Below are 26,212 nucleotides of genomic sequence, written 5' to 3'. Positions count from 1 at the left end.
CAAGCCCCGGGCGCGCAGTTCGGTGGCGATGCCAGAGGTGCCGCCGCCGACATTATATACGGCGGCGAGGTCGGGGTGTTGATCCAGCAGGACTTTGGTTTCGTCCTGCGCGCGCTGGCGATCGTCCATAATCTCGCGCAGCTCTAAGATTTGGATGTGGGGGAATTCTTCGCGCAGGATGTGGCGGAAGCCCATCTCACGTTCCTCATGGCCTCGGTAAGCCAGCGAGCCTGCAAACAGCGCGGCTTTCGCGGGTTGATTTGCGGGCAGCAGGCGGCCCATCAACTGCCCGGCAAGACGTCCAGCTTGGCGATTGTCGATGCCGATATAGGCGACGCGAGGCACGTTCTGGATGTCGGTGGCGAGGGTGAGCACTTGGGTGCCGCTGATGGTGAGGGTGCGGATGGCCTCGCGCACCAGCGGATGATCTTGCGCGATCAGACCAACGCCTGCCGCACGACCACGCAGGGCGAGCAGGTTGGCTGCGACGGTTTGCGGGTTAAAGCCTTCGATGCGTTTAATATTTACGTTCAGTTCGGGACGGTTTGCGGCGGCGGTTTCGATGTGGCGATCAAGGCTGTTGATGAACGCATTCGTGCCCGCAGGCAGTAGGAAAACCAGATCAATCGGGGCGGCTTTGGCGCTGGTTTCGATGGGCTCGGCGCTGTCGGAGATGTAGCCGAGACGGCGGGCGGTTTGCAAAACCACCTCGCGTGTGCGCGCACGCACGCCTTCGCGGCCATTCAGCACCCGATCCACCGTGGCGGAGGAGACGTTAGCCTCACGGGCAACGTCTTGCAGGGTGGCACGCGAGGGTTGATTGCTCATGGTTGGGGCCGTTTTTAACTGGGGTGAATCCTTAGTGGCACTGAAAAAGCGATCTGTAAATGATGTACTTTGATTGGTTAAGGTGGGTTAAGCATTTCAGGTGCAATTTCATCTTGTGGATGAAAGCGAGGGTAATAGGATTTTAATGTTTAAATACAACCGTGTAATCGCAACATTGATGCGTATAGATGGCGAGTGGCGACATTTGTGGCATGGCCCTGCCGCTTTATGATGTTGACGAAATGATGTGTTTCATCATAAGACCTCATTCTGGGTGCATCAACGTATGCGCTTGCGGTCTTGGGAGGGACACGGAATGGATCAAACACATCGCATGTCGCGGCGTCAGTTGCTGACGAGCGGCGGCAAGTTGGCTGTTTATGGCGCGGCGATTGGTATAGCCCCGCGTTTCATCCGCCCCGCGCGGGCCGAGGGCGCAGATGCGCTGGCCCCGGGGATGATTGGTGGACCGACCGGATTTCCCGGCGCAGAGCGTTATCAATACGGCCCGGATACACCGGAAGGCCGGGCGATTGAGGCGATCAAGACGCTGAAAGGCGCAGGCAAAGCGCCGACAAAAATCGTGATGGCGTTGTCAGATGGCTCGATCGGGCAGTTGACGCAGCCTTTCCCGGTGGGCGCGCCGAGCATCAAGGATTTGTTTGAAAAAGAAACCGGCATCACGCTAGAGATTGTCGGCCTGCCGAACGGGCAGGAATTTACCAAGACGATGCAGGATATTTCCACCTCTGGTGGCGCGTATGACATCTATTCGACCGACTGGAACCGTCTGGGTGACCTCGCGGAATCCGGCGGCATTGCCAAGCTCGACGACTATGTCGAAGCGCATAAGCCGCAGTGGGACGACCCCGAGCGCGGCTATGTGAATGGTGCGCAGGGCGTGGCTTTGCTGAACCAATATCGCGGCAGCACTTACGGCGTCAGCTTGGACGGCGATTTCCAAACTTGGGTGTATCGCACCGATCTCTTCGGTGATGCAGCAGAGCAGGCGGCGTTCAAGGATAAATACGGCTACGACCTCGCACCTCCGCGGACTTGGAAGCAACATTCCGATGTGGCGGCGTTCTTTCAGCGCCCCGATAAGGGCATGTTTGGCTCGACCGATCTGCGCAATCAGGGCTGGGGCTATACCAACTGGTATCAGCGTTTCACCTCGATGGCCTCGCCGAACCAGTTCCTGTTTGGCGATGATGGCGTGCCGCTGATCAATTCGGAAAACGGGGTTGCAGCGACCCAAGCCTATATCGACAGCCTGTCGCACCACTCGCCGGATGCGATCAGCTGGGGCTGGCCCGAGCAGTATGGCAACTTCGCGAGCGGTGGGGCGGCGATGACCTGCGCGTTCTCTAACCTGCCGAAGTTCTTGGATAATGCTGGCAATACTGGCTCTACCGTGACGGGCAAGATCGGTTCGATGCTGCCGCCGGGGACGGAAGTGGATGGCAAGATCGTTAGCCGTTCAGTGTTGTGGTTCAGCTTGACGGGCATGGTGTCGTCGCAATCGGAACATCCCGAAGTGGCGTATCTGCTGTTGCAATGGTTGGGCTCGGCGCGGATTTATTCTTGGATGACGGCCAATCCGGGCGGCTATTTCGACCCGTTCAGCTTGAACGATTTCGCCGATCCGTTGGTGCGCGAAACCTATCACGCCTACCATATGGATATTGTGCGCGAGACGGTGGCGCGCACGGTGCCGTCGATCAACTATCCCGGCGCTACCGCGTTCCACAATGCGCTGGATGAGAACCTGATGGCTTCGTTGACTGGGGCCAAGACGGCGGCGCAGGCGATGGCGGACACTGCGGATGCGTGGGCAAAGATCACCCGGCGCACGGGTGAGGAGAAGATTATTGAGGCGATTAAGGCCAACAAGGCGGCTTGGCCGACGGTGCTTGATCCGGTTTAAGCTCTCCCGCTGAACCTGATCTGATGGCGATTTGTGGGTATCCGGTAGGCCGGGACGCGCCCGCAAATCGCCCTTGGTCGGCGCGGACCCTGCGCGCCGACCGGACTTTGTGAACCTCTGGAAGTGTGATGACCCGTTCGCTGGCCTTTGAAGTGTTTCGATATGCGATGATTATGCTGGCGGTGGCCGTCACGCTAATCCCGATCCTGTGGATGGCGTCGATGGCGTTCAAGCCGATCCCGGAATGGCAGGCGACGGGGGCGGCTTTGACATGGTGGCCGAAAGCTCCGACCTTGGACAATTTCCGTTTTGTGTTTGGGGTAAGCAATTCTGATCTGATCGTGGCTTTGGACCGCACCGCGTTGAAGCCGATTTTGGCGTCGTTTCTTGCGGCTGGCATCGGCACGGTGATTGCGATGACGGCGGGGACGGCGGCGGCTTATGGGCTGTCGCGGTTCGGCTCCGGCGGCAATTTGCCCTTGGCGCTGGTGCAGTTGCGGCTGTTTCCGCCGATGGCGGTGATGACTCCGGTGATGATCATGTGGGCGTTTTTGAACATGACCGATACTTGGTGGGGGCTGGCGCTGGTCTACGGCATCGTCACTTTGCCGTTCGCGTTTTGGCTGATGAAAACGTTTTTCGACGACATGCCTAGGGAAATTGAGGAAGCGGCTTTGGTCGAAGGCTGTAGCCGCGCGCGGGTGTTTTGGCGGATCACTTTGCCGATGATGCGCGCGCCTTTGGCATCCGCCGCGCTGTTCGTGTTCATCCTGAATTGGTCGGATTACCTGATTGCGCTGCTGCTGACGACGCGGGAATGGGTGACGATTCCGGTCTATATGGCTTCGCTTTCGTCATCTATGACCGGGCAGCTTTATGGTGCGAAGGCAGCACTGGGGCTGATGGCGGCGGTGCCTCCGGTGGTGCTTGGCGTGCTGATCCAGAAGCATCTGGTGCGCGGGCTGACGTTCGGAGCGTTGAAGCAATGAAGGACGAATCCGCAAACCTCAGCTTTCGGCTGACCCTGCCTGCGCAGGTGCTGGTGCTGTTCATCTCGGTGTTTCCGCTGCTGATGCAGGCGTATATTTCGCTCACCGATTGGTCGCCTTTGTCGGGGCAAAGCTGGACGCAGGCTTGGGCTTTTTGGAATACATTCGCCAATTACAGCGACCTTCTGAGCGATGGCCGGTTGTGGTCGGCGCTGGGGCGGACGGCGTTTGTGATGGCGGTTTGCGTGCCGATTGAGTTCATGCTGGGCCTTGGGCTTGCGACGTTGTTCATGGACGATTTTCGCGGCAAGCGGGTGTTCTATTCGATCCTGATCATGCCGATGATGGTCGTGCCCGCGGTGGCGGGCTACATGTTTTTCATGCTATTCCAGTCGGGCGGGCCGGTGAATGACATTCTGTCGATGTTTACAGGCAGCCCGGTGACGATTGCTTGGCTGTCTAATCCGAAGCTCGCGTTGGTCGCGGTGATGGTGGCCGACATTTGGCAATGGACGCCGCTGATGTTCTTGATTTTGCTCGCGGGTTTGGTGGGCGTGCCAGAGGATCAGGTGCGGGCGGCGACCCTGCTGGGGGCCAATCCATTGCAGCGTTTTACCTCGATTGTGCTGCCTCGGATGAAAACGATCATTGGAATCGCGCTGGCGATCCGGGTGATCGAGTGTTTCAAAATCTTTGACACGTTGTTCATTATGACCGGGGGCGGGCCGGGTGTGGCGACCGAAACCATCAGCGTTTACATTTACAAGATCGCCACTCAGGACTTGATCTGGGGCTATGTCGCGGCGATTGCTTTGGCGATCCTGATTGTGCTGTCGGTGGTCTGCGTCTGGGCCTTGAAGCGGATGGCGAGGGTGCGGGCATGAGCATGATCCGGCTGGAAAATCTCGTGAAACGCTTTGGGGCGTTTACCGCGCTGAAGACGATGGATCTGACGATTGCGGATGGCGAGTTCGTGGCTTTGCTCGGGCCTTCGGGCTGCGGAAAATCCACCACGATGAACATGATCGCGGGGATGGAAACCCCGTCTGAGGGACGCATTCTGTTTGGTGATCGCGACATGGCGGGAGTGCCAATGGGGCGGCGCGGTGTGGGGTTCGTGTTTCAGAACTACGCGATTTTTACCCATATGACGGTGCGGCAGAACCTGTCTTATGGGCTGCGCGCGACGCGGCGGCCAGCCGATGAGGTGGTGCGGCGCACCAATGCGATGGCCGAATTGCTGCAACTGACGCCGATGCTGGATCGGCCTGCGGCGGGGCTGTCGGTGAACATTCTGCAGCGGGTGGCGATTGGGCGTTCGGCGATCATGGAGCCTGCGATTTTTCTGCTGGATGAGCCGTTGTCGAATGTCGATGCGGCGTTCCGGGCGGTGATGCGGACCGAGCTGAAAGGCCTGCAACGCAGCTTCAAGCAGACCATGGTTTATGTGACGCATGACCAGTTGGAAGCGATGACGATGGCCGACCGGATTGCGGTGATGGATCATGGCGTGTTGCAGCAGGTGGGGACACCGCTGCAGATTTATAACGATCCGGCGAACCTGTTTGTGGCGAAGTTTATCGGCTCGCCGGGGATGAATTTGCTGCACGGGCGTCCGGTTGATACGGGCGGCGAGGTGGCGATTGATCTGGGGGCTTTGGGGCATTCGTTGCCGTTGGCACCGGAGCAGGCGGCGGCGGCGCGGCGCGCCAAGGGCGATGTGGTGTTCGGGTTTCGGCCAGAACAGGCGGCTCGCGTCGGTGAAGGGCAGGGCATGGCGATGCCGATCAGCTTTGTCGAACGCATCGGCGCGCGGACGATTTTGCATCTGGGTGAGGGGGCGGCGAGCGCCAAAACGGTGTTTGAAAATGACGCCGGGTTTGAAATGGGGCGGGCGTTGCATTTCGCGCCGCATCCAAGTGCCGTGCGGTTGTTTGATGCCGCCTCTGGTGCTGCATTGAGGGGGCACTGACATGGCCGAGATTGCCTTTCGCAATGTGACGAAGCGGTATGGGGCCACTTTGGCTGTGGATGATGCCAGTTTCACCGTCGCCGATAATGAATTTTTCTGCTTTTTCGGGCCGCCTTTGTCGGGAAAAAGCACGATCTTGCGGCTGATCCTGGGGCTGGAAAAGCCTGATAGCGGTGAGATTTTGATTGACGGTCGCGCGGTCAACGAGGTGTCTCCAGCGGCGCGGAATATCGCGATGGTGTTCCAGAATCTGGCCCTATTCCCGCATATGACGGCGGCGGATAACGTGCGGTTTCCGCTGGTGGAACGCCGGGAAGCGCCTGCGAAGATTGAGGCACGGCTGCGCGACGCGGCGGAAAAGCTGCATATCGGCCATATCCTGCACAAGATGCCGGGGCAGCTTTCGGGTGGTGAGCGGCAACGGGTGGCGATTGCGCGGGCCTTGGTGCGCGACCCTGCAGCCTATCTGATGGATGATCCTATCTCGGCACTGGACGCGCGGCTGCGCGAGGAGACCCGCGTGGAGTTGAAACGCATCCAGCGTGAGGCCGGGCGGACGCTGATCTATGTGACGCATGATCAGGAAGAAGCCATGTCGGTGGCCGACCGGATGGCGATTTTGCAGCATGGGGCGATCCGGCAGATTGGTCGGCCCGTGGAGATTTATGACCATCCGTCAACGACTTATGTGGCGCGGTTTTTGGGCAGCCCGGTGATGAATATTTTGCCCGTGCAAGCTACGGGCACTGGCTTTGAGGCGGCGGCGGGGGCTTTGCAGGTTTCGGCACAGGCTCAGGCGAGTGTCGCAGAGATGGGGCTGCGGCCGGAGGATCTGCGGGTGTCGCACTGGGAAGGCGGCGCGGGGGTGCCTGCGACGGTTTCGGAGGTGGAACCACTGGGCGGCTATACCGTGGTAACTTTGACCGCTGGCGCGCAGCCATTGCGGGCGATGCTACGTGGGCAGCCGGATATTCGGGTGGGCGCGCTGGTGGGCCTCGGCTGCGATCCGGCAAAGGTGATGTATTTCGGGGCTGGTGGTGAGGCGTTGCCTAAATCCGCCGCCCCATCCTTGGGAGGGGACAGAATATGAGCGACGCATTGGGGTTTCAGCCCGATCCGGTGGTGCGCACCAAGGATCTGGTGATCGGTTGCATTGGCGCGGGCATGATCATGGCAGAGTGCCATTTGGCGGCCTATCACGAGGCGGGGTTCAAGGTCGGTGCGATTGCCAGCCGGACCGAAAGCAAGGCTGCGGCGGTGGCGCAGCGTTGGGGCATTGCGAAGGTTCATGCCACGCCCGAGGCGCTGATTGCGGATCCTTCGATTGAGGTTCTCGACATTGCCTATCCGCCGGACCAGCAGCCTGCGCTGATCTATGCCGCGCTGAAGCAGCCGCATATCAAGGCGATTTTGGCGCAGAAGCCGCTTGCACTGACGCTGGCCGATGCCATTGCGCTGCGCGATGCGGCGAAGGCTGCGGGCAAGGTGCTCAGTGTCAATCAGAACATGCGCTACGATCAGTCGATGCGGGTGCTGAAGCAGATTATCGACCGGGGCGATCTGGGTGAGATCGTGTTTGCGCAGATCGACATGCACGCGATCCCGCATTGGCAGGGGTTTCTGGCGGATTACGACCGTCTGACGCTGGCGAATATGTCGGTGCATCATCTGGATGTGCTGCGGTTTCTGTTTGGCGAGCCTGTCGAGATCACCACGCAAACTCGCAAAGACCCGCGCACTACGTTTGAACATTCTGACGGGATTACGGTTTCAACACTGCGGTTTGAGTCTGGTGTGCTGGCGGTGAGCCTGGAGGATGTGTGGTCAGGCCCGCGTGCCGAGGGTTATGACAATGACCAAAGCATTACCTTCCGGGTGGAGGGCATGGCTGGGGTCGCTAAGGGGTCGATCGGTTGGCCGACAGGGGCTGCGAGCACGTTGAGCTATGCCTCGCAAACCGCCACCGGCGGCAAATGGGTGACGCCGACATGGGATACCATGTGGTTCCCGCAGGCGTTCATCGGCGTGATGGAGCAGCTGCAACATGCGGTGAAAACCGGCACGCCTCCGGCGCTTTCGGTGGCCGATAACGTCAAGACGGTTGCGTTGATTGAGGCGGGCTACCGTTCAATTGCAGAGGGGCGCACCGTTAAATTGTCTGAAATTTCAACGAACTGAGGGAGGAACTTCACCATGATGCAACTGGGTATTTTTTCGGGATATTTCCCATATGGCTTGGAAGAGTCGGCTAAGAAAATCCGTAGCCACGGTTTTAACACCGTGCAGCTGGACCTGCATTTCAAGGATATTGATCTGAGCCACGGCAACCTGACCGCCGAGAACTGCAAAAAGGTGCGCGACACATTCCGCGCGCATGATCTGCCGATCAGCTGTATCTCGGGCTATACCAATATCATCCACCCGGATATGGCGCACCGCAAAGCCAACGTGGACCGTCTTAAGGATATCATCCGCAACGCGCGGGCTTTGGGAACTCCTTATGTGATCTCGGAGACGGGCACCTATAACACCGAATCCGAGTGGATGTCGGACCCGAAAAACAAGACCGAAGAAGGCTTTGAAGCCTGCCGCAAGATCATCGCGGAACTGGCGCAAGAGGCTTACGATCACGGCTCGATGTTCCTGCTTGAGACCTATGTGAACAACGTCGTCGGCTCGGTTGAGGAGACCGTGAAGATGTTCGCGCAGGTGGATCATCCGGGGCTGGGGCTGTTGATGGACCCGACCAACTACTTCGAGTCGCACAACATTGATAACATGGACGGAATTCTGCATCAGGTGTTCGACACATTGTCGGACAAGATCAAGATTGCGCATGCCAAGGATGTGGCGCGGGCGGGCGATGATAAATCCGAGAAGCACGCGGATATTGGCGATGATGATGCTTTGGCCTCGCATACCTTCCGGGGCGTGGGCGAGATCGTGCTGAACGCGCCGGGGACGGGGTCGCTCAACTACGATCTTTACCTGCAACTACTGGCGAAAAAGCACCCGAACATTCCGATGATCGTTGAGCATTTGGATGAGGCGGACGTGCCGCGCTCGAAAGCCTTCATGGACGGCAAATTTGCCGCTCATGGTCTGTGATTTTGGGGAGAGATAATATGAAACGTATCGTCACAGCTTTTACCGTTGCGGCCAGCCTTTGGGCCGGGGCGGCGGCGGCACAAGATAAACCGACGTTCTACCTGCTGTCGCATGGTGGGCCGTCGGACGCGTTCTGGATCGACTGGAACCGGGGTGCTACCGATGCTTGCACGCAGCTTGCGGTGACTTGCAATATCTCGTTCTCGGGCGGTGATATGGCAGCGCAGAAAGAGGCGTTCAACTCGGCTATTGCGGCGAAACCGCAAGGAATTGCGACGACTTCGGCGCAGCCCGGGTTGTGGACGGAAGAAGTGGCGGCCGCGCGGGCAGCGGGTATTCCGGTGGTGTTTTTCAACACCGACGACACCTCGACCGGGCGGCAAGGCTATGTTGGCGCTGATTTGCGGAGTGCTGGCGTGCAATGGGCGCAATACCTCGTTGACAACAAGATGGTGAAGGCGGGCGATACCGTGTTCATGCCGGTGGAGGTGCCCGGAGCGAGCTATCAGGTGCTGGAGACCGAGGGCATCGCCTCGGTGTTCGATCCGTTGGGTGTGAAGTATGACGTGGTTGAGGCGGGCACTGATCCGGCGGGCATCATCGCCAAAATGACCGATTACATGGTGGCGAATAAGCCGGTTGCGATGATTGGTTTGGGCGATTCCGTGATGTCATCGGTCAAGCAAGTCTTTGATGGCGCGGGGCTTTCAGCGGGTGCGATCCCGGTGGTTGGCTGGGGCAATTCGAAAACCACGGCGGAGGCTGTGCGCGATGGTTATGTCAACGCGGCGGCTTGGCAGTTCCCATCGGCGCAGGGTTTCATGCCCGTCGCATTGTTGAAGCTGGCGGCTGCGGGCGAGCCGATTGGCTATAACATTGAGACGTTCAGCCTTTACGACAAGGCCAGCGTCGATCCGATCCTGAAGCTTTACGAAGCCGAGTAAGCATCTGGGGCCGCCTGCCTGCGGTGGGCGGCCCTGATTTGTTGTATAGTCCAAGGAAATAACGTGTCCGACACTCCTAAACCTGGCCTAGCCGCGCTGATCAAAGTGCCACAATACGCATCCTTGGTGCTGCTTGTTATCGTGCTCGGCACTTTTGCGGCGCTGAACGGAGATTTCCTGTCGCCGCTGAACGTCTCTAACATGCTGGCGTTTTTGCCGGAGTTGGGGATCATCGCGCTTGGCATGACGTTGCTGCTGACGGCAGGGGAGTTTGATCTGTCGGTGGGCGCGACCTTTGGTTTGGTGCCGGTAGTTGTGATGCTGTTGGTTCAAAACGCAGGCGTCGATCTGGGCTTGGCGCTGGTGATTGGCCTTGCGATTTGCGTGCTGATCGGGCTGATCAATGGGCTGATCGTGACCAAGATCGGGATTTCGTCGTTTCTGGTGACGCTGTCGATGCTGATGATTATCCGGGGTGCGGCGCTTTACATCACTCAAGGGTTTCCGCTGGCAAGCTGGGATCAGCCGGGGATTTTCGTGACCCTGCTCGCGGGAGATTTCTATATCGGGCCGTTTCGGGTTTATGCCTCAATCTTCTGGTTCGCGGTGTTGTCGGGGCTGGCGGGTTATCTTTTGAACCGGGCTAAAATCGGCAACTGGATCAGTGCGATAGGCTCAAACCGCAATGCGGCAGTGGCGCGCGGGGTGCCTGCGGATAAGGTCAAGGTTTGGCTGTTCGTGCTGACTTCGGTGCTTGCGGGGCTGGCGGGGATGATCAGCGCGTTTCGGATCTCAACCGCCTCGCCGGTGGCTGGCACGGGCTATGAGCTGGAAGTGATCGCGATGGTTGTGGTCGGCGGCACGGCGTTGAATGGCGGGCGCGGCACGATTTTGGGCACGGTGGTCGGCGCGCTGATGTTGCGCGGTATCCGCAACGGCATCGTGCTGATCGGGGTGCCGGGACTGGCCTATAACATCTTCGTTGGTGCTGTGATCTTGGGGATGCTGATGCTGCATGCCGCGTTGCAAAACTCTGGCCGGAAGGGTTAAGCCATGACCAAGGATATTCTTCGCATCAGCAATCTTCGCAAATCTTTCGGCAGCGTGACGGCGCTGAAAAACGCCTCGTTCTCGGTGGGTGAGGGCGAAGTGGTGGCGCTGCTCGGTGACAATGGTGCGGGTAAATCGACACTGATCAAGGTGATCTCGGGGGTTTATCGAGCAGATAGCGGTGAGATTGCAGTAAACGGCGCGGTGGTTGATATCCGCTCAACTCGAGATGCGATGGCTTTGGGGATTGAGACGATCCACCAAGACAGCTCGCTTGCGCCCGATCTTTCCATTGCGCGCAACCTGTTTTTGGGGCGAGAGCCGGTGACGATGGGCTGGCTCGGGCCGTTCGCGCCGATCAATCAGGTGGAGTTGCGTGAGGCCGCGCGGACGCTGATGCAGCGGGTCGGGATTTCGAAACGGCTGAATGCGGATGCTCCGGTCAGCACGCTTTCGGGGGGTGAGCGGCAGTCGATTGCGATCAGTCGGGCGATGCAGTTTGCGGCCAAATTGATCATCTTGGACGAGCCGACCAACAATTTGGGCGTCGAAGAAACCCATGGCGTGTTGCGCTTTGTGCGGGAGATGAAGGCGGCGGGACACTCGATTTTGTTTATCACCCACAACATTCACCACGTTTTTCAGGTGGCGGATCGCGCGGTAATCATGCGGCGCGGCGAGGTGGTGGCCGATCTGCCGTTGGCCGGGTCTGACGTGCTGAAGGTTGAGGGGTTGATCATGGGCGTCGATCTTAAGGCGGAACCTGCGCATGGTTAAGCTCTATGACCGCGAGATGAGCCGTGTTGAGGTTGCCGCTCATGCGGGCGCTTTAAGCCAGTTCGCCGGGGTGCGGTTGATGACGCTTGGTGACGGTGTGGAGCGCGGTGTGCGAATGCTGGAGTTTCGCACCGGGTCGGGACTGCGGTTCACCGTGTTGGTCGATCGCGCCATGGATATTGCCGAGGTGGAGCATCGTGGTCGCGCGATTGGTTGGCATTCGCCAACAGGGTTTCGGCATCCTGGATTGCATGACCCTGAAGGCGAAGATGGTTTCGCGTGGGCGCGCAGTTTCTCGGGGTTTTTATCGACCTGCGGCTTAGACCATATTCTAAGTCCGCAAGAGGTTTCGACCGAGAGTTACAACTATCCCGGCCGCAAGACCGCCCGGCAACCGCTGCATGGTCGGGTGGGCGCGATCCCCGCCCAGCTTTCGGGCTATGGTGAGGTTTGGCACGGCGATTGCTGCACGCTTTGGGCGGAAGGCATTATTCGCCAAGCCACGGTGTTTGGCGAGAATCTGGCGCTGTATCGCCGGATTGAGGCTGACGTTGGCGGCGATGAAATCCGGCTGAGCGACCGCGTGGTGAACGAGGGCTTCCTCCAAACCCCGCATATGATGTTCTATCATATCAACATCGGCCATCCGGTGTTGGAAGAGGGCGCGCGCTATCTTGCACCAGTCCGCGATGTGATCTGGGCGGCGCATGAGGCGCGTTATCAGGCGCAGGGCGTGGGCTATCAAAATGTGCCTGCACCCAGCAATGGCTTTGCCGAGCAGGTTTGGCAGCATGAAATGGCGGCCAATGCGGCGGGTGAAGTTCCCGTGGCTTTGGTCAATGATCGCATCGGCTTGGGTATTGAAATCACCACCCGAAAAGACCAGATGCCTTGTGCGTTTCAGTGGCAATACTACCAGTCGGGCGCTTATGTGATGGGGATTGAACCCTCGACCCATCATGTGCTCGGTAATCAAGCCGCGCGTGATCGTGGCGAAATGATCTGGCTTGGCCCGCAAGAGCTGCGCCAGTATCACAGCAAATTCAAAGTGTTGGACGGCAGTGCTGAGATTGCCGCCAGTGAAGCCGCCATCCGCGCCATAGCCGCGCAACCGAGCGATGATTTCCCCACGCCCTCCGGCCAGTTTCCGCCCTTAGGCGGCCGCTGAAGGGCTAAGACGAAGGAGCATGCCATGAGCATTTTTACCCGCATCTACTCTCCGCGCGACTACAGCCTGACGGGCGACAGCCGCGCGCAGGCTGAATCGATTGGGCTGGCCTCGGCGGAGTGGTATCACTCGGACGTGCCGCGCAAGCAGATGAAAGAACTGATGCAGCGCCGGGATGGGCCAGCGATCCGCGACACCGTGATTTGGCTCGGCCTGTTGGTGCTGACCGGTATCGGCGGCTGCTATTTCTGGGGCACGTGGGCCTGCGTGCCGTTTTTCTTTGTCTACGGCCTGCTGTACGGCTCGGCCTGCGACAGTCGTTGGCACGAGGCCGGGCATGGCACCGCGTTCAAAACGCCGTGGATGAATGACGTGGTTTATCAGATCGCGAGCTTTATGGTGATGCGGAACCCTACGACATGGCGGTGGAGCCATGCGCGGCATCACACCAACACGATTATCGTCGGGCTGGACCCGGAAATCGGCTTTATGCGGCCACCGCGCATTGTGATGGCGGCGCTGAATTTCATCGGCATTCCGTTCATTTTCTACGACCTGCGGACGCTGGCGCGGCACGCTTTTGTCGGGCTGAATGAGGGTGAGAAGACCTATATCCCTGAGTCTGAGCGTCATAAGGCGGTGTTCTGGGCTCGGTTGCATATGGCGATTTATGCGGCGACGATCTTGCTGGCGCTTGGCTTGCAGTCTTGGTTGCCGCTGATGCTAATCGGTGGGCCGCGGATTTATGGCTGCTGGCATATGTATATGACCGGGCTGATCCAGCATGGCGGCCTCGCGGAAGATGTCGTCGATCACCGCCTGAACAGCCGCACGGTTTACATGAACCCGATCAGCCGGTGGATTTACTGGAACATGAACTATCATGTCGAACATCACATGTTCCCGATGGTGCCGTATCACGCGCTGCCGCGTCTGCATGAGGTGATTAAGCATGATCTGCCAAGCCCAAACCCCTCGATTTTCGCGGCATATGTCGAGATGACCCGCGCCCTGCTTCGGCAGCGCAGCGATCCGACCCACTATGCGCGCAAGGCTCTGCCAGCGACGGCGCGGCCTTACCGCGATGAGTTCCATGAAATTGAAGTTGCCAGAGAAGGGGTCTGATATGGCCTGGATTGATGCCTGTGCGGTCGATGATATCGACGAAGAAGACCTGATCCGCTTTGACCATGCGGGCGGCACCTATGCGATTTACCACGCGCCGGATGGCACGTTTCACGCGACGGCAGGGCTTTGCACGCATGAAAACGTGCATCTTTGCAACGGCTTGGTCGACGGTGACACGATTGAGTGCCCCAAGCACAATGGGCGGTTTAACTATCGCACCGGGGCTGCTTTGCGTGCTCCGGTCTGTATCGACCTGAAACGCTACGAAGTGCGTGTGGTGGGCGACCGCGTTGAAATTGAGCTTTAGGGGATGGTGATGCGGAAGAAACCAACGGTTGCGGATTTGCGGGCGAAAAAGGGCAAGGGTCAGTTGACCATGCTGCGGCTGTTCACGCTGGAGGAGGCGGCGGCGGCAGAGGAGGCGGGGATCGACGTGGTGTCAGTGCCGCAGGAATTGGTGACGCATCCGCGTTACCGCGAGGTTGCGCCCAGCTTGTTTTCGATGACCGGGGTGGACCACCGCTCGGCTGGCACGCGCGAGGATTATCTGCGGTTTTCCGGGCAGATGCTGAATGCGGGCGCGGATGCGATCTATTGCTCGGGCAGTCTGGCGACGGTGAAGTTTCTGGCGGACGAGCATATTCCGGTGGTGGGGCATGTCGGCCTCGTGCCATCGCGGAACACTTGGACGGGCGGCTTTAAGGCGGTCGGCAAGACGGCTGAGGCTGCGGCGGCATTGCTGGCCGAAGTGCAGGCTTACGAGGCGGCAGGAGCGTTTGCAGTCGAGATTGAGGTGGTGCCGGTAGAGGTCGCGACAGAGATCAGCCGCCGGGTTGGCATCCTACTGTGGTCGATGGGGGCGGGGCCGGGCTGCGATGTGCAGTATCTGTTCTCAGAGGATATTTTGGGCGAAAACCGGGGCCATATGCCGCGACATGCCAAGGTTTACCGCAATTTCGCCGCCGAATTTGACCGCTTGCAACGCGAGCGCGTCGACGCTTACCGCGAATTCATCGCCGATGTGGCGTCAGGGGCGTATCCAGAGCCGCAGCATGTGGTGGCGATGAACCCGGATGAGATGGCGGCTTTTCTGCGCAAGATCAGCTGATCGGAAAGCTGGATCATTGCGAGGGCTTGGCTTTCCGGCCCTCGCAATGAACGGCCTTGGCTTCCGGATCTAGTGGCGCTATTTTGCGCGCTGCAATCTGAATAGGTCCGGCTCTCCGCATGTCGAAAGATAACGTAATATCAATGCCTTCTCAGGCACATCGGCTTTCGGTGGCCCCAATGATGGACACGATAGACATAGCGAATTATCCCCATTTATCAACAAGTTAGAAGGTGCCTGCAACTAAAGTTGTAGCAAAGTTGTAGTTGCAGGCGATTTTCGGCTTAGTGATGCATTCGGTTATGTTCTGCCGTAGCCATCGCGTGGCGGGCGTCAATGTACGCTGCAAGGTCCGCTATGTGGACGCCTTTTGCACCTTTCTGCGAGGCTTCCATCTTCACCAGCGGCAAGGCAATCGCACCTTCAGCCACCTTCCTTAGAAAATAGTCTCGCTTCATAGTCGGGAAGAAATCCGCGATAACGGTATCAACCGGGATAATCGGCAACCCTTCATAACGTCCTAACAAAGCCCATTGAGTAATCATTCAAAAATTCCTTTTTACATAAGCACAATCCTTTTCGTTTGGTTTGTGTCGTTGATCGTGATGGTGATTTGTGCTTCCGCGCTGCAACTGTCAATAGGGTCAAACCACTCTAAGTACTTGATTAGTTTGATCAATTTACTTAACTCGAAGTCGCTACGCCGAATACTCGTTTGTTATCAATGCCCTAAGAATTAACGAATTTGATCTTTCTCAATCGCCCTAACTTCAAAATAGATTTGGGGGGCGATACCTATTCGCTTCAAAGAAGGTATTGACTGACATTCAAATGCGTCCATATCTGTTTTCACGATTCGCAAACACACAAGGATGTAACGAATGGCCGACTTTAACAAAGACTCTCTGATGATGCTTTCGCTTCTAGATTTGGATAATTTATCCGCCTTGGTTAGCGATGTTCGGCGGGAAAAAGCAGTACTGCTGAAAGAAGATACCAAGTCCAAAATTTCGGAAATGCTGAAGGCGGCGGGTTTGTCCATATCGGAAATTTTCGGTTATGGGCCAGCAGATGATAAGCCTACCAAGCGCACGTATACGAAAAAGGCTGATGGTGGAACGGCTGCTAAGACTCCATCGACTCCGCTCTATGCCCATCCTGAGAATCCTTCGCTTACGTGGACGGGCAAAGGCCGCAAACCGGGGTTTGTTATAGCACATCTTGAACATGGCGGCACTTTAGAGCAGTTGATCATCGACAAAGCGGCTTAACGACTGATTGATTGAAGCCCCTACCAATTGTTTGGCGGGGGCTGTCGTTTGTCATGCCGCGAATTTCCGCCATGCAGTTGGCGTGTATTTTGCAATGTCGAAGTTGGTTTGCGCAAAATACGGGTCGTATTATTGAATCTCAGGCGGCAATGCGCAAGCTATCGTCAAACCGATGCGGCAAAAATTCAAACTACGTACGGGCCGATGCAGGTTCCGTTCTCATGCTCATAGCAGCCGATGGAAGCGCGGCACTTGTACCTATAGCAGTCACCACTGGACTCGCCACGTCTGCGGCGTTGAAATTGGCCCGTATGCTCACATTAAGGCTTAAGCCAAGATCACCAATCGCGTCATTTTCATCAACAACCAAAACTGACTTCTTGCCGCGCGTAATAGCAGTGTATAGCCAACGCTGCATGTAAGCGGTATCAAAGGCAGATTTATATTCAACCGTTTCGCCATCATCGGCCATTACGGCATTACGTTCCAAGTAAACAATCACATTGTCATATCCCGATCCTTGGGCGGCATGTGCAGTTAATGCATAAGCAAATTCGAAGTCGCGTTTCGCGTCTCTATCGTCTTTTTTCTTGCCCTTGATTTGAAATACAGATTTTGGAACCATGATGGATTTACGGGATTCCTCAAACAGAATTTTGAAGCATTGCGTTCCATCAACTTCGGTATCATCTGAAATGGATTTGATAACGTATTCGCAGTTGTTCCGAAACATCATACCAACAGGTGGATTGTAACAAATCAGAGTATCACCAGCATGTGGTTGCAAAATTTGCTTGCGGCGTCTGCATGTGTAAGCTTTCGTTTTCCCGTGTTTGATTTCGTGACTGGCAACATTGATTTTGTTTCGCATGTAGTTTGTCACGCATATGGTTTTGCGGTTTGGATCAATCGGCGCATCCATAACAACTTTGATAGTCGTGTTGGAGTCTTGTCTGAAGCCTTTGGTCAAGATGAAGTCAGGTTTAACAGAATGAAACCAATCATGCTGCATTTCGACAATATCTGTGTTGACAGGGGGAAGTTGATTTGGATCACCCAAAAACACAACATTGATTTGGGAAGCCGCATTCGCAGCAATGTATTTCTCAATCAGAATCTTGGTTTTCCGGTCGATCATTGATGCTTCATCAACAATGATATGCGTAACCTTTTTCTCGAACAACATTGCTTTGACTGCCAAATTCTTTAACAAAGCAGCAACTTGGTATACTTTCAAATTGCCCCTCTTTGACAACTCTTGGGCGGCTTTATGAGTTGGGGAAACGAACATCGCTCTATCGCCAAAATGGGCTGCTAAGGCTGCTATGAGTTGGGATTTACCCGTGCCTGCCGAACCAGCAATAACGCATGTTGGAGTAGTTTGATTGATAATGCCATCAAAGGCCGATTGTTGTTCAACAGTGAGAATAGGGGTATTGATTTTATCGGAGTGGACTAAAGCCATCTTTGTTTTCCTAATGCTATTAATAAAATTTTTTGGGTGGTATGCTGTGTCATTCGTGACTCGATCCGGTTTTTTAGTTTGGGACGGTAAGGGATCAATCTTACCATCCGAAACACCAAAAATCTTAGTCACACAAGGAATTATCCAACGTGCTATACATAGGAAACCGACATGCCCATTTAGGCCCATGTTACAGCATTATCACGCTTTCGTGATCGAAACGGGCGAAATAGTTGGGGATGATTATTTGGAATTGTTTTGAAACCGAAAGTTGCCGATCAATGACAATTAGGCGTTGCGTCGATTATGGTTTCAAAACCAAAAGTTATGTTATGCAGGTCGGATAGTGTGCCAAATATAGGCCAAATCGGCGTGAAAAATGGGACTCAAAGTGCACAGAATGTCCCATCAAAAACCTTCAGAAACACCAGTAAAATAAGGAAAAAAGAGCATTTTGGAAGTCGAATCCTCTTGTATACTACTCTATATTATAATTTCCTTAAGACTGTTGGATGATGATATTAGAGCTGGACTCTAAACTACGATTCAATGGAATGAAAAGTGGAAAGCGAAGCCGTTTGTTGAGGCGTCCTTGAACGCGAACGTAAGTGGTAACGCTGTAGGCAGAATGCCGGAAGTGGTAACACTGTAGCGAAGACAAACGTGATAATAATTCTAATACCAATAAACATTTTCACTTGGATAAAGTTGAAAGAATCAAGTTAAACGTCGCTTTGCTCCTGAAATATCGCTGTAAGGAATCTTCATCTGGATAAAGTTGGAAAGGTCTGATGTTAAACGTCGCTTTGCTCCTAAAATATCCCATTTGGATTTCCTGTTTGGATAAAGTTGGAAGGTATCAAGTTAAACGTCGCTTTGCTCCTGAATTTGTCACTGTAAGGAATCCTGTTTGGATAAAGCTTGTTTGAATCAGAATGTTGACTCACGTATCAACGTACTTCCCTGTCGGTCAGCACTAAAAATTATCTCTTTCACTCATTCGGCAAGACCTCATCCGTTCAAGCGGTCAAATCGCAAGCGCGATCTTGCCCCCTCTATTTTGATTCATACACTTTGCATTCAAAATTCAAATGTAAACTCATACTAACAAAACCAACATCCAAACCTTATGGAGATATAATAAACAGGTATATCCAACAGGATTCGAAATTCCGTTATCAACATTATGGAAAGGGATATCATGCCGTGATCCAACCGATGCTGAAGGCAGACTCAATATTCCGTTCCGCAAAACTGCCCCAACTTTTTTAATCTGCAATTTGGAATTTTTGACTTTAAATTAACGCAACAATATCAACATGTTACTAACAGTCGCGAGACGCTAATTCAGCCAAATATGCAAAAGGTAGGCATATCCCTACCCCAATATTCGTTAAATGACGTTTAATTGAGTTATTTTATTGAGCAAACACTATAACCTGATGATTTTACACGATATATTATCCAGGATATCGAGCGGTTTTCAGTCGATTTGGGCCGATTTTGACCCAGTTTTTGATGCTGAATCCGCGTGTTTAGGAAGGTGTTACGGAACGTGTTTTCAGTCGATTACAGTCTGATCAATGCACCATCGGGCAATGGCCGCTGCAACGCTTTGGCTTGATCCCATGCCCCATTAAGCCACGTATTCCATTCGACTGGATTGGTCAAAATTACTGGCATAGCTTTGGGGTGAACTTCAGCCACTTCGGAGTTGGGTGCGCATGTCAGAAAGCCGTAAAGGTCGTCTGTGGTTTCGCCATCCTTCAACTTGCGAGTAGACGTCCATTGCGGAACATGCAGGCCAGCAAAGAATGCAGGTTGATCATCGGGCAGGGCAAACCATGCATTGCCACCGGGTATGGATTCCGCGAACTTCGACAGCGGCACAAGGCATCGATTAGGCGGGCGCAACCATCTACGCCAATGAGGCGATGCAGGGTTACGAATGTTTGTTACTCCTCTGTCCGTTTTCTTGCCAACGAGGAAAGATTCCCGAGTGGGCAAACCCCAACGGGCATATGTCAGCACAGTGCCATTAATGTCGTTGCGGATGAGTGGTTCAGGGATGGAGAGCAGAGCATCAACTCACGGGCTCTACGCACAAGTCCACGGGAAGCGGGCTCACGCCAAAACGCCCGTTGCGACCTTAGCTTTCTACATGCCAGCAGGTCGTAATTCCAGTTGAATTTGGATCGTTGAAAGGGCAAGTAGCACAGATGAAGCCATAGGTGCGTTACTGTGTCGCCTTAAGGCTTGCAAAGGTGGTGCTTGTAAGCCCCACTCGTACTTGTAATCTTAGAGTCAACGGTCGCGTCGAATCATGCCTTAACGTCAGGCACGGCTTCGTAACCGCAAAATGGATAACGGACCGGCATATGGGCAAGACTTCAACGGTAAGCAGGGACAAGCCTTACCGCAAAACTTCTCTGATCATTCTTGGCATGCACCGTTCCGGCACGTCGGCATTCGCCGGCTTGTTAAACTTGCTTGGCTGCGCGACGCCCGCGACATTGATGCCGCCGCACGCTACCAATCCCAAGGGGTTTTTTGAAAGCCAAGTCATTTGCGAACTTAATTCCGACATTCTGTGCTCGGCAGGGACGACGTGGAGCGACTGGCAACCGTTGAGCCCCGATTGGTTCGGCTCGCGAGAGGCAGGTCAGTACCTGGAAAAGCTTAAAGGCACTCTGGCGTCCGAGTTTGCGGATGCGCAATTGTCGCTACTGAAGGATCCAAGAGTGTGCAGGCTGCTGCCCATGTATCTCGATGCTTTTGAACAGCTGAACTATCGTTCAGTAATTGCGCACATTCATCGTAATCCTTTGGATGTGGCAGCCTCTTTGCTTAAGCGAGATGGTATTGATACGGAGCTAGGTAAGTTGATCTGGCTGCGGCATGTCCTAGACGCTGAAAAAAACAGTCGCGGACTTTTGCGTAGCTTTGTCTCGTATGAGCAAATTTTGAGCGACTGGAGTGGTACGACAGATCGTCTTGGCAAAACACTACAAGTCAAGTGGCCCGGTATTTCGAGAAATTTCGCCGGCGATATAAGCGAGTTTCTTACCCCTTCGTTGCGCCACTACGATCTTCCCCCTCAACAGTTGCTTGACAACTCCGCGTCTGGCTGGGTTCAGAATGTGTATGCTATACTTGAGCGATGGGCTGCACAGGGAGAGGCAGCCACTGACCATGCCACGTTGAATCAAATCAACGAAGGACTGACGCAAAGCAGTCCTGCCTTTGCTCCCCTGATTAGCAGTGGTATTAAAGTTTCCGCAACAGCTGTTAAGCTCGGTTCAGCGCTAAACTTCGCCGAGGTTGAGTTGGCGAGGAAACAAGTAGACTTGGCGGAGAAGCGTGACCTGGCCGAACAGCTCGACCGCCAGCTGAAGGAAGTCGGATCCGCCCTTTGTTCAGCACAGACGACAGCCCTTATCGAGGCACAAGCACAGCGCAAAGCGTATGAAGTAGCAATCTCAACATTGCGTAGCGAAACTGAGAAGGACTCGGAGCTTTTGAGGCGAGCGCAGCTGGCGGAAATTGACGCATTAAACGCCAATGTTTTCCAAGTGCGCGCCGCTCTTGAAGCCCAAAACAGAGCCCTCAAGGACGAAAAAAATCGTAGCGGACGATTGACATCGGAAGTTGCGCTGCTTGCACGTAATCTAATAACGATCGAAGACCAGCTAATCAAAGAGCGAAGCAAATCCGAAACGGAAAAGCAGCGTCAACGCGAACGCTTAGCGAGACAGGATATAGTCATCAATCGTCTCCAGAGCGCGCGCGACGCCTTGCTGTCCAGTAGCTCATGGAAAATCACATCGCCGCTTCGACGGGTTGTCCGCGCGCTGCGGCTCGCCAGATAGTCATTATGTCATTTCCGGTCTGACACTTATGAACGGATGTCACCGTCGCTAAACGCAAAGCCAGTCCTCTGACTCTTTCTGGGCATTCCCGCGTGGACTAATGCAGTGTGTCGTCTCTGAAACCTTGCATCTTCACGGCGGCCTGAGCGACTGGTTCCTCTGGTTCGCTGGCCAATATGGCAAATCCGTAAGCCACCAGCCAAAATTGACAGCTAAGCGCTAAACGCTAAACGTTAGCGGTGGGGTCGTTGACAATTGTTGGGGCGATATGTAATCACTCGAAGCCAAAAGATAACATTACTCAACTGCGCAATCTTTAAGTTGAGTAAGGTATCCGCGCGAAAAACAGGTAGCGTTTGCTAGCAAATTATAGTTGACGTGAGACGGCCATCTAGGATCGGGACTGCAATAAATGAGTTTCTCAAGTCAATCTAAGCTGATCGAAGAAAGTCCATACTTTGATTCGGAGTGGTATCGTGGACGATATCCAGATGTGGTAGAAACTGGTCTGACGCCACCGGAGCATTACCTGAGAATTGGAGGCAGACTATCTCGCGATCCCGGCCCTCAGTTTTCAACTTCCGCATATTCAGAAAAGTATCCTGACGTGGCCCAACAAGGCTACAATGCGCTTCTTCACTACGAACAAGTCGGGAGAATAGAAAAGCGGACAGTATTTCCCAGCACAGATGTTTTCTGCTCTATTGGCGAGTCCAACTCGAGAAACTCAGTCGATTCGTTAGATTTGACTAACATGCGGCAGAGTGTCGGCCCCAGCAGTAACCTCCGAGGACCAGCGTTTGGGAAACATCAGGACAAAGAAGATTCTAAGGTTGCCGTCCAATATCTGGAAGCTAAGCAAGAAGTTCTCGCATCAGGTTTTTGGGACGAAATATGGTATCTTAAAAATTACGCGCAATCATATCGAAAGTGGAAGTCTCTTCAAAAAAGCAATCGAGAACCGCTCGATCACTATCTGAAGATTGGATACCTCGAAAATAACAGTCCATCGGAAGCATTCAAGCTTTCTGGATTTCAAAAATCGGCTGACTCAAACCCGATTTCTCTATTCCTGGCGGAAAAGCGCCCTGCATATCAATTTAGGCAAAACCACTTGGTTCCAACGGAACGCAGAGTCTCCGAATATATAAAAGTAAAATCTCAGCGAAAATCAAAAAAAGTTGTCTACTGTTGTATTATCGGTGGATATGACCATTTAATACAGCATTTCAACATTAACGATGAATGGGATTACGTCTGCTATACTGATGATCAAAATCTCGTGGCGATCGGTAACTTCGGGATATGGGAGACACGCCACGCACTTAGGCCTGATTTGCCAGCGGATCGAAGGAATCGATACCATAAAATAAACCCACATTTGTTTTTCGAAAGCTACGAAGAAAGCATATATATCGACGGGAATATCAATATTATCTCGGATTACATCTTCTCGGAAATCGAAGAAAGAGGCGTTTCGTTGCTTCTTCCTGAGCACTTTGCGCGTGACTGTGTTTACGATGAAGTCAAGGCGCTCTATGCAAGCGGCCGGACCTCTGCGTCAAATAAAGAACTATTGACGATTCAGCTCGAATTTCTCCAAGCGATGAAGTTTCCTAAGCAGTACGGATTAACAGAAAACAACCTCGTCTACAGGCGACACCATGTTGAGAGCATCAGATCAATCATGGAGAGGTGGTGGAAAATTCTTTGCGATTTCACGTCGCGCGATCAACTGGGGCTAGCCTATTCCTTGTGGAGGGAAGGAATCTCGCCGCGCGATGTGACGTTCCCAAATACACGCTATCTGTATTCCGATTTTTGGATGTTCGAACATCGTCATGAGCATAACAAGCCGTCATGTATTCGGGCTGATTCAAAAATTTACCCCGCTTTCACAGAAAATAGTGTGCCCGTCGTGCTTTCTTGCAATGAGAGTTTCGTCGCCTACCTCGGGGTAGTCATCACTTCAATCGCAGAAAACAGCAACGTTTTGAGAAACTACGATATCGTTGTTCTTGAGCGCGATCTGTCTGACGGGTCAAAGTTGCGCATTGCGGGCTTAGCAAGGGAGAATATATCCATCCGTTTTCACAACATGAACCAGATTTTTGCGCAACTCGCTGGTTTGGACCTTCATGTCGAGGGATATGTCCCGGCCGAAACATACAATAAAATATTTCTTAGCGAAATAATGGAGGGATTTGGCAAAGTACTTTACATTGACACCGATGTTGTTGTTCGATCTGATATCGCTCACCTTTACGACATTGATCTTTTTGGAAGGGCCATTGGCGCAAGCCGCAACGTCGCAAACATTCATGCTGCCAGACAAAACTCGGTGATAAAGGGTCAAAAGTTTGGGGATTATCTAGAGGATGTGTTGGGTGTAAGGGAGTTTGAAAAATATTTCCAGGCCGGCATATTGATCATTGACATGAAAAGCCGCAAAGTAAGAGACCTCGTCTCGCTTGGGTTAGCTAAATTACAAGAAATAAAGCAACCGATTTTCTTTGATCAGTGCGTATTCAATAGCGTATTTTACGATGACGTATTTTATTTCTCGTCGGAGTGGAATCACGTATGGTATCTGCAAAATTATTCCTATTTGCGCCACACTCTCGCAGATCATACGTTCTTTGATTATGCGAAGAGCCGGCTTGATCCAAAAATTGTCCATTACGCTAGCAAAGACAAACCAACGAACAAGCTCGACTGGCGATTGAAGTGTCATTTTTGGAGCTATGCGGCGCGGTCACCTTATTTTTCAGAGTTGGTCGAACAAGTCGGCGATAGCTTTGGTTCGATTCCTACTCTCGTGGAACTTTTAAGTGAACCTAAACCACGAACCTTGGTTCATCTTCATGTTTATTATATTGACCAAATTTCTTATATGGTCGAAAAACTAAAAAATATTTCGGGAACAGAATGGGATTTAGTAATCACATCGAACTTCAAAGAGGAAGACTTCAAGAAGGCCTTTCACGGTCTGACGCCATCTGTGCAATTCATGGCCACAGAAAACAAAGGCTTCGACGCATTGCCGTTTTTGAAGGTATTGGAATCAAGAAACTTGTCTCAATATGACTTTGTCATGAAACTTCATACTAAAAACTTTCGCCCTGAGTCGGAGGCTAGTCTAGTTTACGGTCGCCCCGTGCCTGGATACAAGTGGAGAGACGACTTGGTCGATGCCTTGCTAATAAGTAGCTCAAAGTTTGAAGACAGCCTTTTGAGATTTGAGGCTGAGCCGGGACTGGGCATGTTAGCTTGCTCTGATTACGTTTTTACGACAGAAGAAAATCGAGAACAGAAAACTTATAATCTTAGACACTGGCTGAACATGTACGGGATTGAAGGCGGAACGCGCTACGTTGGGGGGACTATGTTTATCGCCCGAGCTTATCCCTTTGAAAGATTCAAGCGATTTCCTTCAAAGGACCTTGATTTCGCTGCTGGAGATAGCTCATCCGGCTCACACAAGAATCTCGCCCATGTTTTCGAGCGACTTTTTGGCATGGCAGTTGAGAATGAGCGCTTAGCAATAGGGGGAACTTGAGCAAGCAGTATCGAAGTGCGGTCTATTTTTGCGATGCTCAGTGCGCAGACAGAAATCAATCGGTGGATGGTCGACAAGGTTGGGCAGTCGCTTACTGGCAATACTCTCGTGCCTACGATGGGGCGGAGGATGCGGCGCGGTAGCCCGTTGTATTCGTCATTGACCGTATATTGCTTGTGGGTGAGCCATCCGATGCTGCCGAAAATCAGCACGGCAAGACCCACATCTCGTCCGTTAGGTTATCCCCTGCTGCTCGATGAGACCGACACTATTCGATGAGTGACGTCAACTTATGCGTTACGGCATGCACGGTCCAAAGGGTGTCTTCCCTATTGCTAAAGAGAGTTTCAATTTCGTTGCGCATCTTGACGAAGACCGTGACGCCACAACCGCCTTCATTTCTGAACACAATTTATAAGCGCCTCCTGATTGGTCGGTTATGTCATACCGAAATAATAACGAAAAATGCATAGTAAACTATTAACTGATTTGCATATATGCCAATTTTCGATTAATGTTGGATTAATTCCGAGCATCATCACGAAAGCTAGCATTTCCGCGTGTTGGATGCCAAATCATTTATCGCAAAGGAAATATTAATTCGATGGATCCCGAGGCACTCGCAATTATCCGCGCCGAAATACCCTCAACTGACATGAGTGAAGAATTAATAATAAAGCTGTTGTACACCACGCCCGGAATGTTGTCTGTGGAAGATCAACGATCGCGCGCTAGAATAGTTTCGGCACTCAAATACGACCCAGAAGCAAAGTGGAAATAGCGGTACAAGAGGGATTTGTTATTGTTGGAAAATACATGAATTTAAGTGAAAAAATTCAAGCCCGCCTTGATATTTTAGAGTGTGATTTGGGGGCAGGTAAGCATCTTGTAAGTGACGAAAACAAAACTGAAATGAACTATCTGGTAGGAAGCATTTCTAAGTTTTCCAGCATCTTATCGGATACCGAACGAGATTTTTTGAACGCTGCAAAATCTGCCATCGCTGATGATCTGCCATGGAAGTAATTCACACTTAACTTTTGCGGATT

At 53.4% G+C, this 26,212-nt stretch carries 22 protein-coding genes; 18 read left to right on the top strand and 4 right to left on the bottom strand.

Features of this window, described 5'->3' with window-relative positions:
- On the bottom strand, nt 1–828 hold an 828-nt coding region (locus tag JWS10_RS16490; protein ID WP_299508929.1), incomplete at its 3' end, for a LacI family DNA-binding transcriptional regulator.
- A gap of 316 nt (nt 829–1,144) precedes the next feature.
- On the opposite strand from JWS10_RS16490, the gene JWS10_RS16485 reads away from it, so the two are divergent.
- From JWS10_RS16485 to JWS10_RS16420, 14 genes are all read left to right on the top strand, one after another.
- On the top strand, nt 1,145–2,755 hold the full coding sequence (locus JWS10_RS16485; protein WP_299508928.1) for an extracellular solute-binding protein: 1,611 nt from the start codon (nt 1,145–1,147) through the stop codon (nt 2,753–2,755).
- A gap of 128 nt (nt 2,756–2,883) precedes the next feature.
- Nucleotides 2,884–3,744: a carbohydrate ABC transporter permease gene (locus JWS10_RS16480; protein WP_299475067.1), complete on the top strand. Its 861-nt coding sequence runs from the start codon at nt 2,884–2,886 to the stop codon at nt 3,742–3,744.
- Nucleotides 3,741–4,628 carry a carbohydrate ABC transporter permease gene (locus tag JWS10_RS16475; protein ID WP_299508927.1) on the top strand — a complete coding sequence of 296 codons (888 nt, stop codon included), beginning with the start codon at nt 3,741–3,743 and terminating at the stop codon, nt 4,626–4,628. Before JWS10_RS16480 ends, JWS10_RS16475 begins: the two co-directional genes overlap by 4 nt.
- On the top strand, nt 4,625–5,716 hold the full coding sequence (locus JWS10_RS16470; RefSeq protein ID WP_299508926.1) for an ABC transporter ATP-binding protein: 1,092 nt from the start codon (nt 4,625–4,627) through the stop codon (nt 5,714–5,716). Before JWS10_RS16475 ends, JWS10_RS16470 begins: the two co-directional genes overlap by 4 nt.
- 1 nt (nt 5,717) lies before the next feature.
- Nucleotides 5,718–6,806: an ABC transporter ATP-binding protein gene (locus JWS10_RS16465; protein WP_299508925.1), complete on the top strand. Its 1,089-nt coding sequence runs from the start codon at nt 5,718–5,720 to the stop codon at nt 6,804–6,806.
- On the top strand, nt 6,803–7,894 hold the full coding sequence (locus JWS10_RS16460; RefSeq protein ID WP_299508924.1) for a Gfo/Idh/MocA family oxidoreductase: 1,092 nt from the start codon (nt 6,803–6,805) through the stop codon (nt 7,892–7,894). The genes JWS10_RS16465 and JWS10_RS16460 overlap by 4 nt, the downstream gene beginning before the upstream one ends.
- Nucleotides 7,895–7,909: 15 nt before the next feature.
- Nucleotides 7,910–8,824: a sugar phosphate isomerase/epimerase gene (locus JWS10_RS16455; RefSeq protein WP_299508923.1), complete on the top strand. Its 915-nt coding sequence runs from the start codon at nt 7,910–7,912 to the stop codon at nt 8,822–8,824.
- Between the two features lie 17 nt (nt 8,825–8,841).
- A complete protein-coding gene (locus tag JWS10_RS16450) occupies nt 8,842–9,768 on the top strand; it encodes a substrate-binding domain-containing protein (protein WP_299508922.1) in 927 nt (308 codons plus the stop codon).
- A 63-nt stretch (nt 9,769–9,831) separates the two neighbouring features.
- Complete coding sequence (locus JWS10_RS16445) at nt 9,832–10,818, top strand: ABC transporter permease (RefSeq protein WP_299508921.1); 987 nt, start codon at nt 9,832–9,834, stop codon at nt 10,816–10,818.
- Between the two features lie 3 nt (nt 10,819–10,821).
- Entirely contained in the window at nt 10,822–11,595 is a 774-nt protein-coding gene (locus JWS10_RS16440) for an ATP-binding cassette domain-containing protein (RefSeq protein WP_299508920.1), read from the top strand.
- Complete coding sequence (locus tag JWS10_RS16435) at nt 11,588–12,763, top strand: aldose 1-epimerase family protein (RefSeq protein WP_299508919.1); 1,176 nt, start codon at nt 11,588–11,590, stop codon at nt 12,761–12,763. The genes JWS10_RS16440 and JWS10_RS16435 overlap by 8 nt, the downstream gene beginning before the upstream one ends.
- 24 nt (nt 12,764–12,787) lie before the next feature.
- The gene (locus JWS10_RS16430) at nt 12,788–13,888 is read left to right on the top strand and encodes a fatty acid desaturase family protein (protein ID WP_299508918.1); all 1,101 of its coding nucleotides are present in this window, start codon (nt 12,788–12,790) and stop codon (nt 13,886–13,888) included.
- A gap of 1 nt (nt 13,889) precedes the next feature.
- Complete coding sequence (locus JWS10_RS16425; RefSeq protein ID WP_299480982.1) at nt 13,890–14,198, top strand: MocE family 2Fe-2S type ferredoxin; 309 nt, start codon at nt 13,890–13,892, stop codon at nt 14,196–14,198.
- Between the two features lie 9 nt (nt 14,199–14,207).
- A complete protein-coding gene (locus tag JWS10_RS16420) occupies nt 14,208–14,999 on the top strand; it encodes a 3-methyl-2-oxobutanoate hydroxymethyltransferase (protein WP_299508917.1) in 792 nt (263 codons plus the stop codon).
- 284 nt (nt 15,000–15,283) lie between these two features.
- Here JWS10_RS16420 and JWS10_RS16415 read toward each other — a convergent pair whose 3' ends face one another.
- Complete coding sequence (locus JWS10_RS16415) at nt 15,284–15,544, bottom strand: pyocin activator PrtN family protein (protein ID WP_299508916.1); 261 nt, start codon at nt 15,542–15,544, stop codon at nt 15,284–15,286.
- Nucleotides 15,545–15,880: 336 nt separating this feature from the next.
- Here JWS10_RS16415 and JWS10_RS16410 point away from each other — a divergent pair, with 336 nt between their 5' ends.
- The gene (locus tag JWS10_RS16410; RefSeq protein ID WP_299508915.1) at nt 15,881–16,270 is read left to right on the top strand and encodes an H-NS histone family protein; all 390 of its coding nucleotides are present in this window, start codon (nt 15,881–15,883) and stop codon (nt 16,268–16,270) included.
- A 190-nt stretch (nt 16,271–16,460) separates the two neighbouring features.
- Here JWS10_RS16410 and JWS10_RS16405 read toward each other — a convergent pair whose 3' ends face one another.
- Together JWS10_RS16405 and JWS10_RS16400 are read right to left on the bottom strand one after the other, a co-directional pair.
- Nucleotides 16,461–17,735, bottom strand: a complete 1,275-nt coding sequence (locus JWS10_RS16405; RefSeq protein WP_299508914.1) for an AAA family ATPase — start codon at nt 17,733–17,735, stop codon at nt 16,461–16,463.
- Nucleotides 17,736–19,304: 1,569 nt separating this feature from the next.
- The gene (locus JWS10_RS16400; RefSeq protein ID WP_366943549.1) at nt 19,305–19,778 is read right to left on the bottom strand and encodes an SOS response-associated peptidase family protein; all 474 of its coding nucleotides are present in this window, start codon (nt 19,776–19,778) and stop codon (nt 19,305–19,307) included.
- A 335-nt stretch (nt 19,779–20,113) separates the two neighbouring features.
- On the opposite strand from JWS10_RS16400, the gene JWS10_RS16395 reads away from it, so the two are divergent.
- From JWS10_RS16395 to JWS10_RS16385, 3 genes are all read left to right on the top strand, one after another.
- Nucleotides 20,114–21,604: a hypothetical protein gene (locus JWS10_RS16395; protein WP_299508912.1), complete on the top strand. Its 1,491-nt coding sequence runs from the start codon at nt 20,114–20,116 to the stop codon at nt 21,602–21,604.
- Between the two features lie 412 nt (nt 21,605–22,016).
- The gene (locus JWS10_RS16390) at nt 22,017–25,163 is read left to right on the top strand and encodes a glycosyltransferase (RefSeq protein WP_299508911.1); all 3,147 of its coding nucleotides are present in this window, start codon (nt 22,017–22,019) and stop codon (nt 25,161–25,163) included.
- Nucleotides 25,164–25,934: 771 nt separating this feature from the next.
- Nucleotides 25,935–26,189, top strand: a complete 255-nt coding sequence (locus JWS10_RS16385; protein WP_299508910.1) for a hypothetical protein — start codon at nt 25,935–25,937, stop codon at nt 26,187–26,189.
- Nucleotides 26,190–26,212: the final 23 nt, after the last annotated feature.

This window comes from Cypionkella sp., from assembly GCF_028290025.1.
Taxonomy (GTDB): Bacteria; Pseudomonadota; Alphaproteobacteria; order Rhodobacterales; family Rhodobacteraceae; genus Cypionkella.
The sequence above is the reverse complement of the archived record's forward strand: the minus strand, read 5'-3'. Positions and strand labels throughout refer to the sequence as shown.

Excerpts from the sequence above, each read along its gene's own strand:
- JWS10_RS16455 (WP_299508923.1), top strand. The coding sequence starts at position 7,910 with ATGATGCAACTGGGTATTTTTTCGGGATATTTCCCATATGGCTTGGAA.
- JWS10_RS16475 (WP_299508927.1), top strand. The coding sequence starts at position 3,741 with ATGAAGGACGAATCCGCAAACCTCAGCTTTCGGCTGACCCTGCCTGCG.
- JWS10_RS16425 (WP_299480982.1), top strand. The coding sequence starts at position 13,890 with ATGGCCTGGATTGATGCCTGTGCGGTCGATGATATCGACGAAGAAGAC.
- JWS10_RS16465 (WP_299508925.1), top strand. The coding sequence starts at position 5,718 with ATGGCCGAGATTGCCTTTCGCAATGTGACGAAGCGGTATGGGGCCACT.
- JWS10_RS16405 (WP_299508914.1), bottom strand. The coding sequence starts at position 17,735 with ATGGCTTTAGTCCACTCCGATAAAATCAATACCCCTATTCTCACTGTT.
- JWS10_RS16390 (WP_299508911.1), top strand. The coding sequence starts at position 22,017 with ATGAGTTTCTCAAGTCAATCTAAGCTGATCGAAGAAAGTCCATACTTT.
- JWS10_RS16470 (WP_299508926.1), top strand. The coding sequence starts at position 4,625 with ATGAGCATGATCCGGCTGGAAAATCTCGTGAAACGCTTTGGGGCGTTT.
- JWS10_RS16480 (WP_299475067.1), top strand. The coding sequence starts at position 2,884 with ATGACCCGTTCGCTGGCCTTTGAAGTGTTTCGATATGCGATGATTATG.
- JWS10_RS16415 (WP_299508916.1), bottom strand. The coding sequence starts at position 15,544 with ATGATTACTCAATGGGCTTTGTTAGGACGTTATGAAGGGTTGCCGATT.
- JWS10_RS16460 (WP_299508924.1), top strand. The coding sequence starts at position 6,803 with ATGAGCGACGCATTGGGGTTTCAGCCCGATCCGGTGGTGCGCACCAAG.
- JWS10_RS16435 (WP_299508919.1), top strand. The coding sequence starts at position 11,588 with ATGGTTAAGCTCTATGACCGCGAGATGAGCCGTGTTGAGGTTGCCGCT.
- JWS10_RS16440 (WP_299508920.1), top strand. The coding sequence starts at position 10,822 with ATGACCAAGGATATTCTTCGCATCAGCAATCTTCGCAAATCTTTCGGC.
- JWS10_RS16450 (WP_299508922.1), top strand. The coding sequence starts at position 8,842 with ATGAAACGTATCGTCACAGCTTTTACCGTTGCGGCCAGCCTTTGGGCC.
- JWS10_RS16485 (WP_299508928.1), top strand. The coding sequence starts at position 1,145 with ATGGATCAAACACATCGCATGTCGCGGCGTCAGTTGCTGACGAGCGGC.
- JWS10_RS16420 (WP_299508917.1), top strand. The coding sequence starts at position 14,208 with ATGCGGAAGAAACCAACGGTTGCGGATTTGCGGGCGAAAAAGGGCAAG.
- JWS10_RS16410 (WP_299508915.1), top strand. The coding sequence starts at position 15,881 with ATGGCCGACTTTAACAAAGACTCTCTGATGATGCTTTCGCTTCTAGAT.
- JWS10_RS16430 (WP_299508918.1), top strand. The coding sequence starts at position 12,788 with ATGAGCATTTTTACCCGCATCTACTCTCCGCGCGACTACAGCCTGACG.
- JWS10_RS16395 (WP_299508912.1), top strand. The coding sequence starts at position 20,114 with ATGGGCAAGACTTCAACGGTAAGCAGGGACAAGCCTTACCGCAAAACT.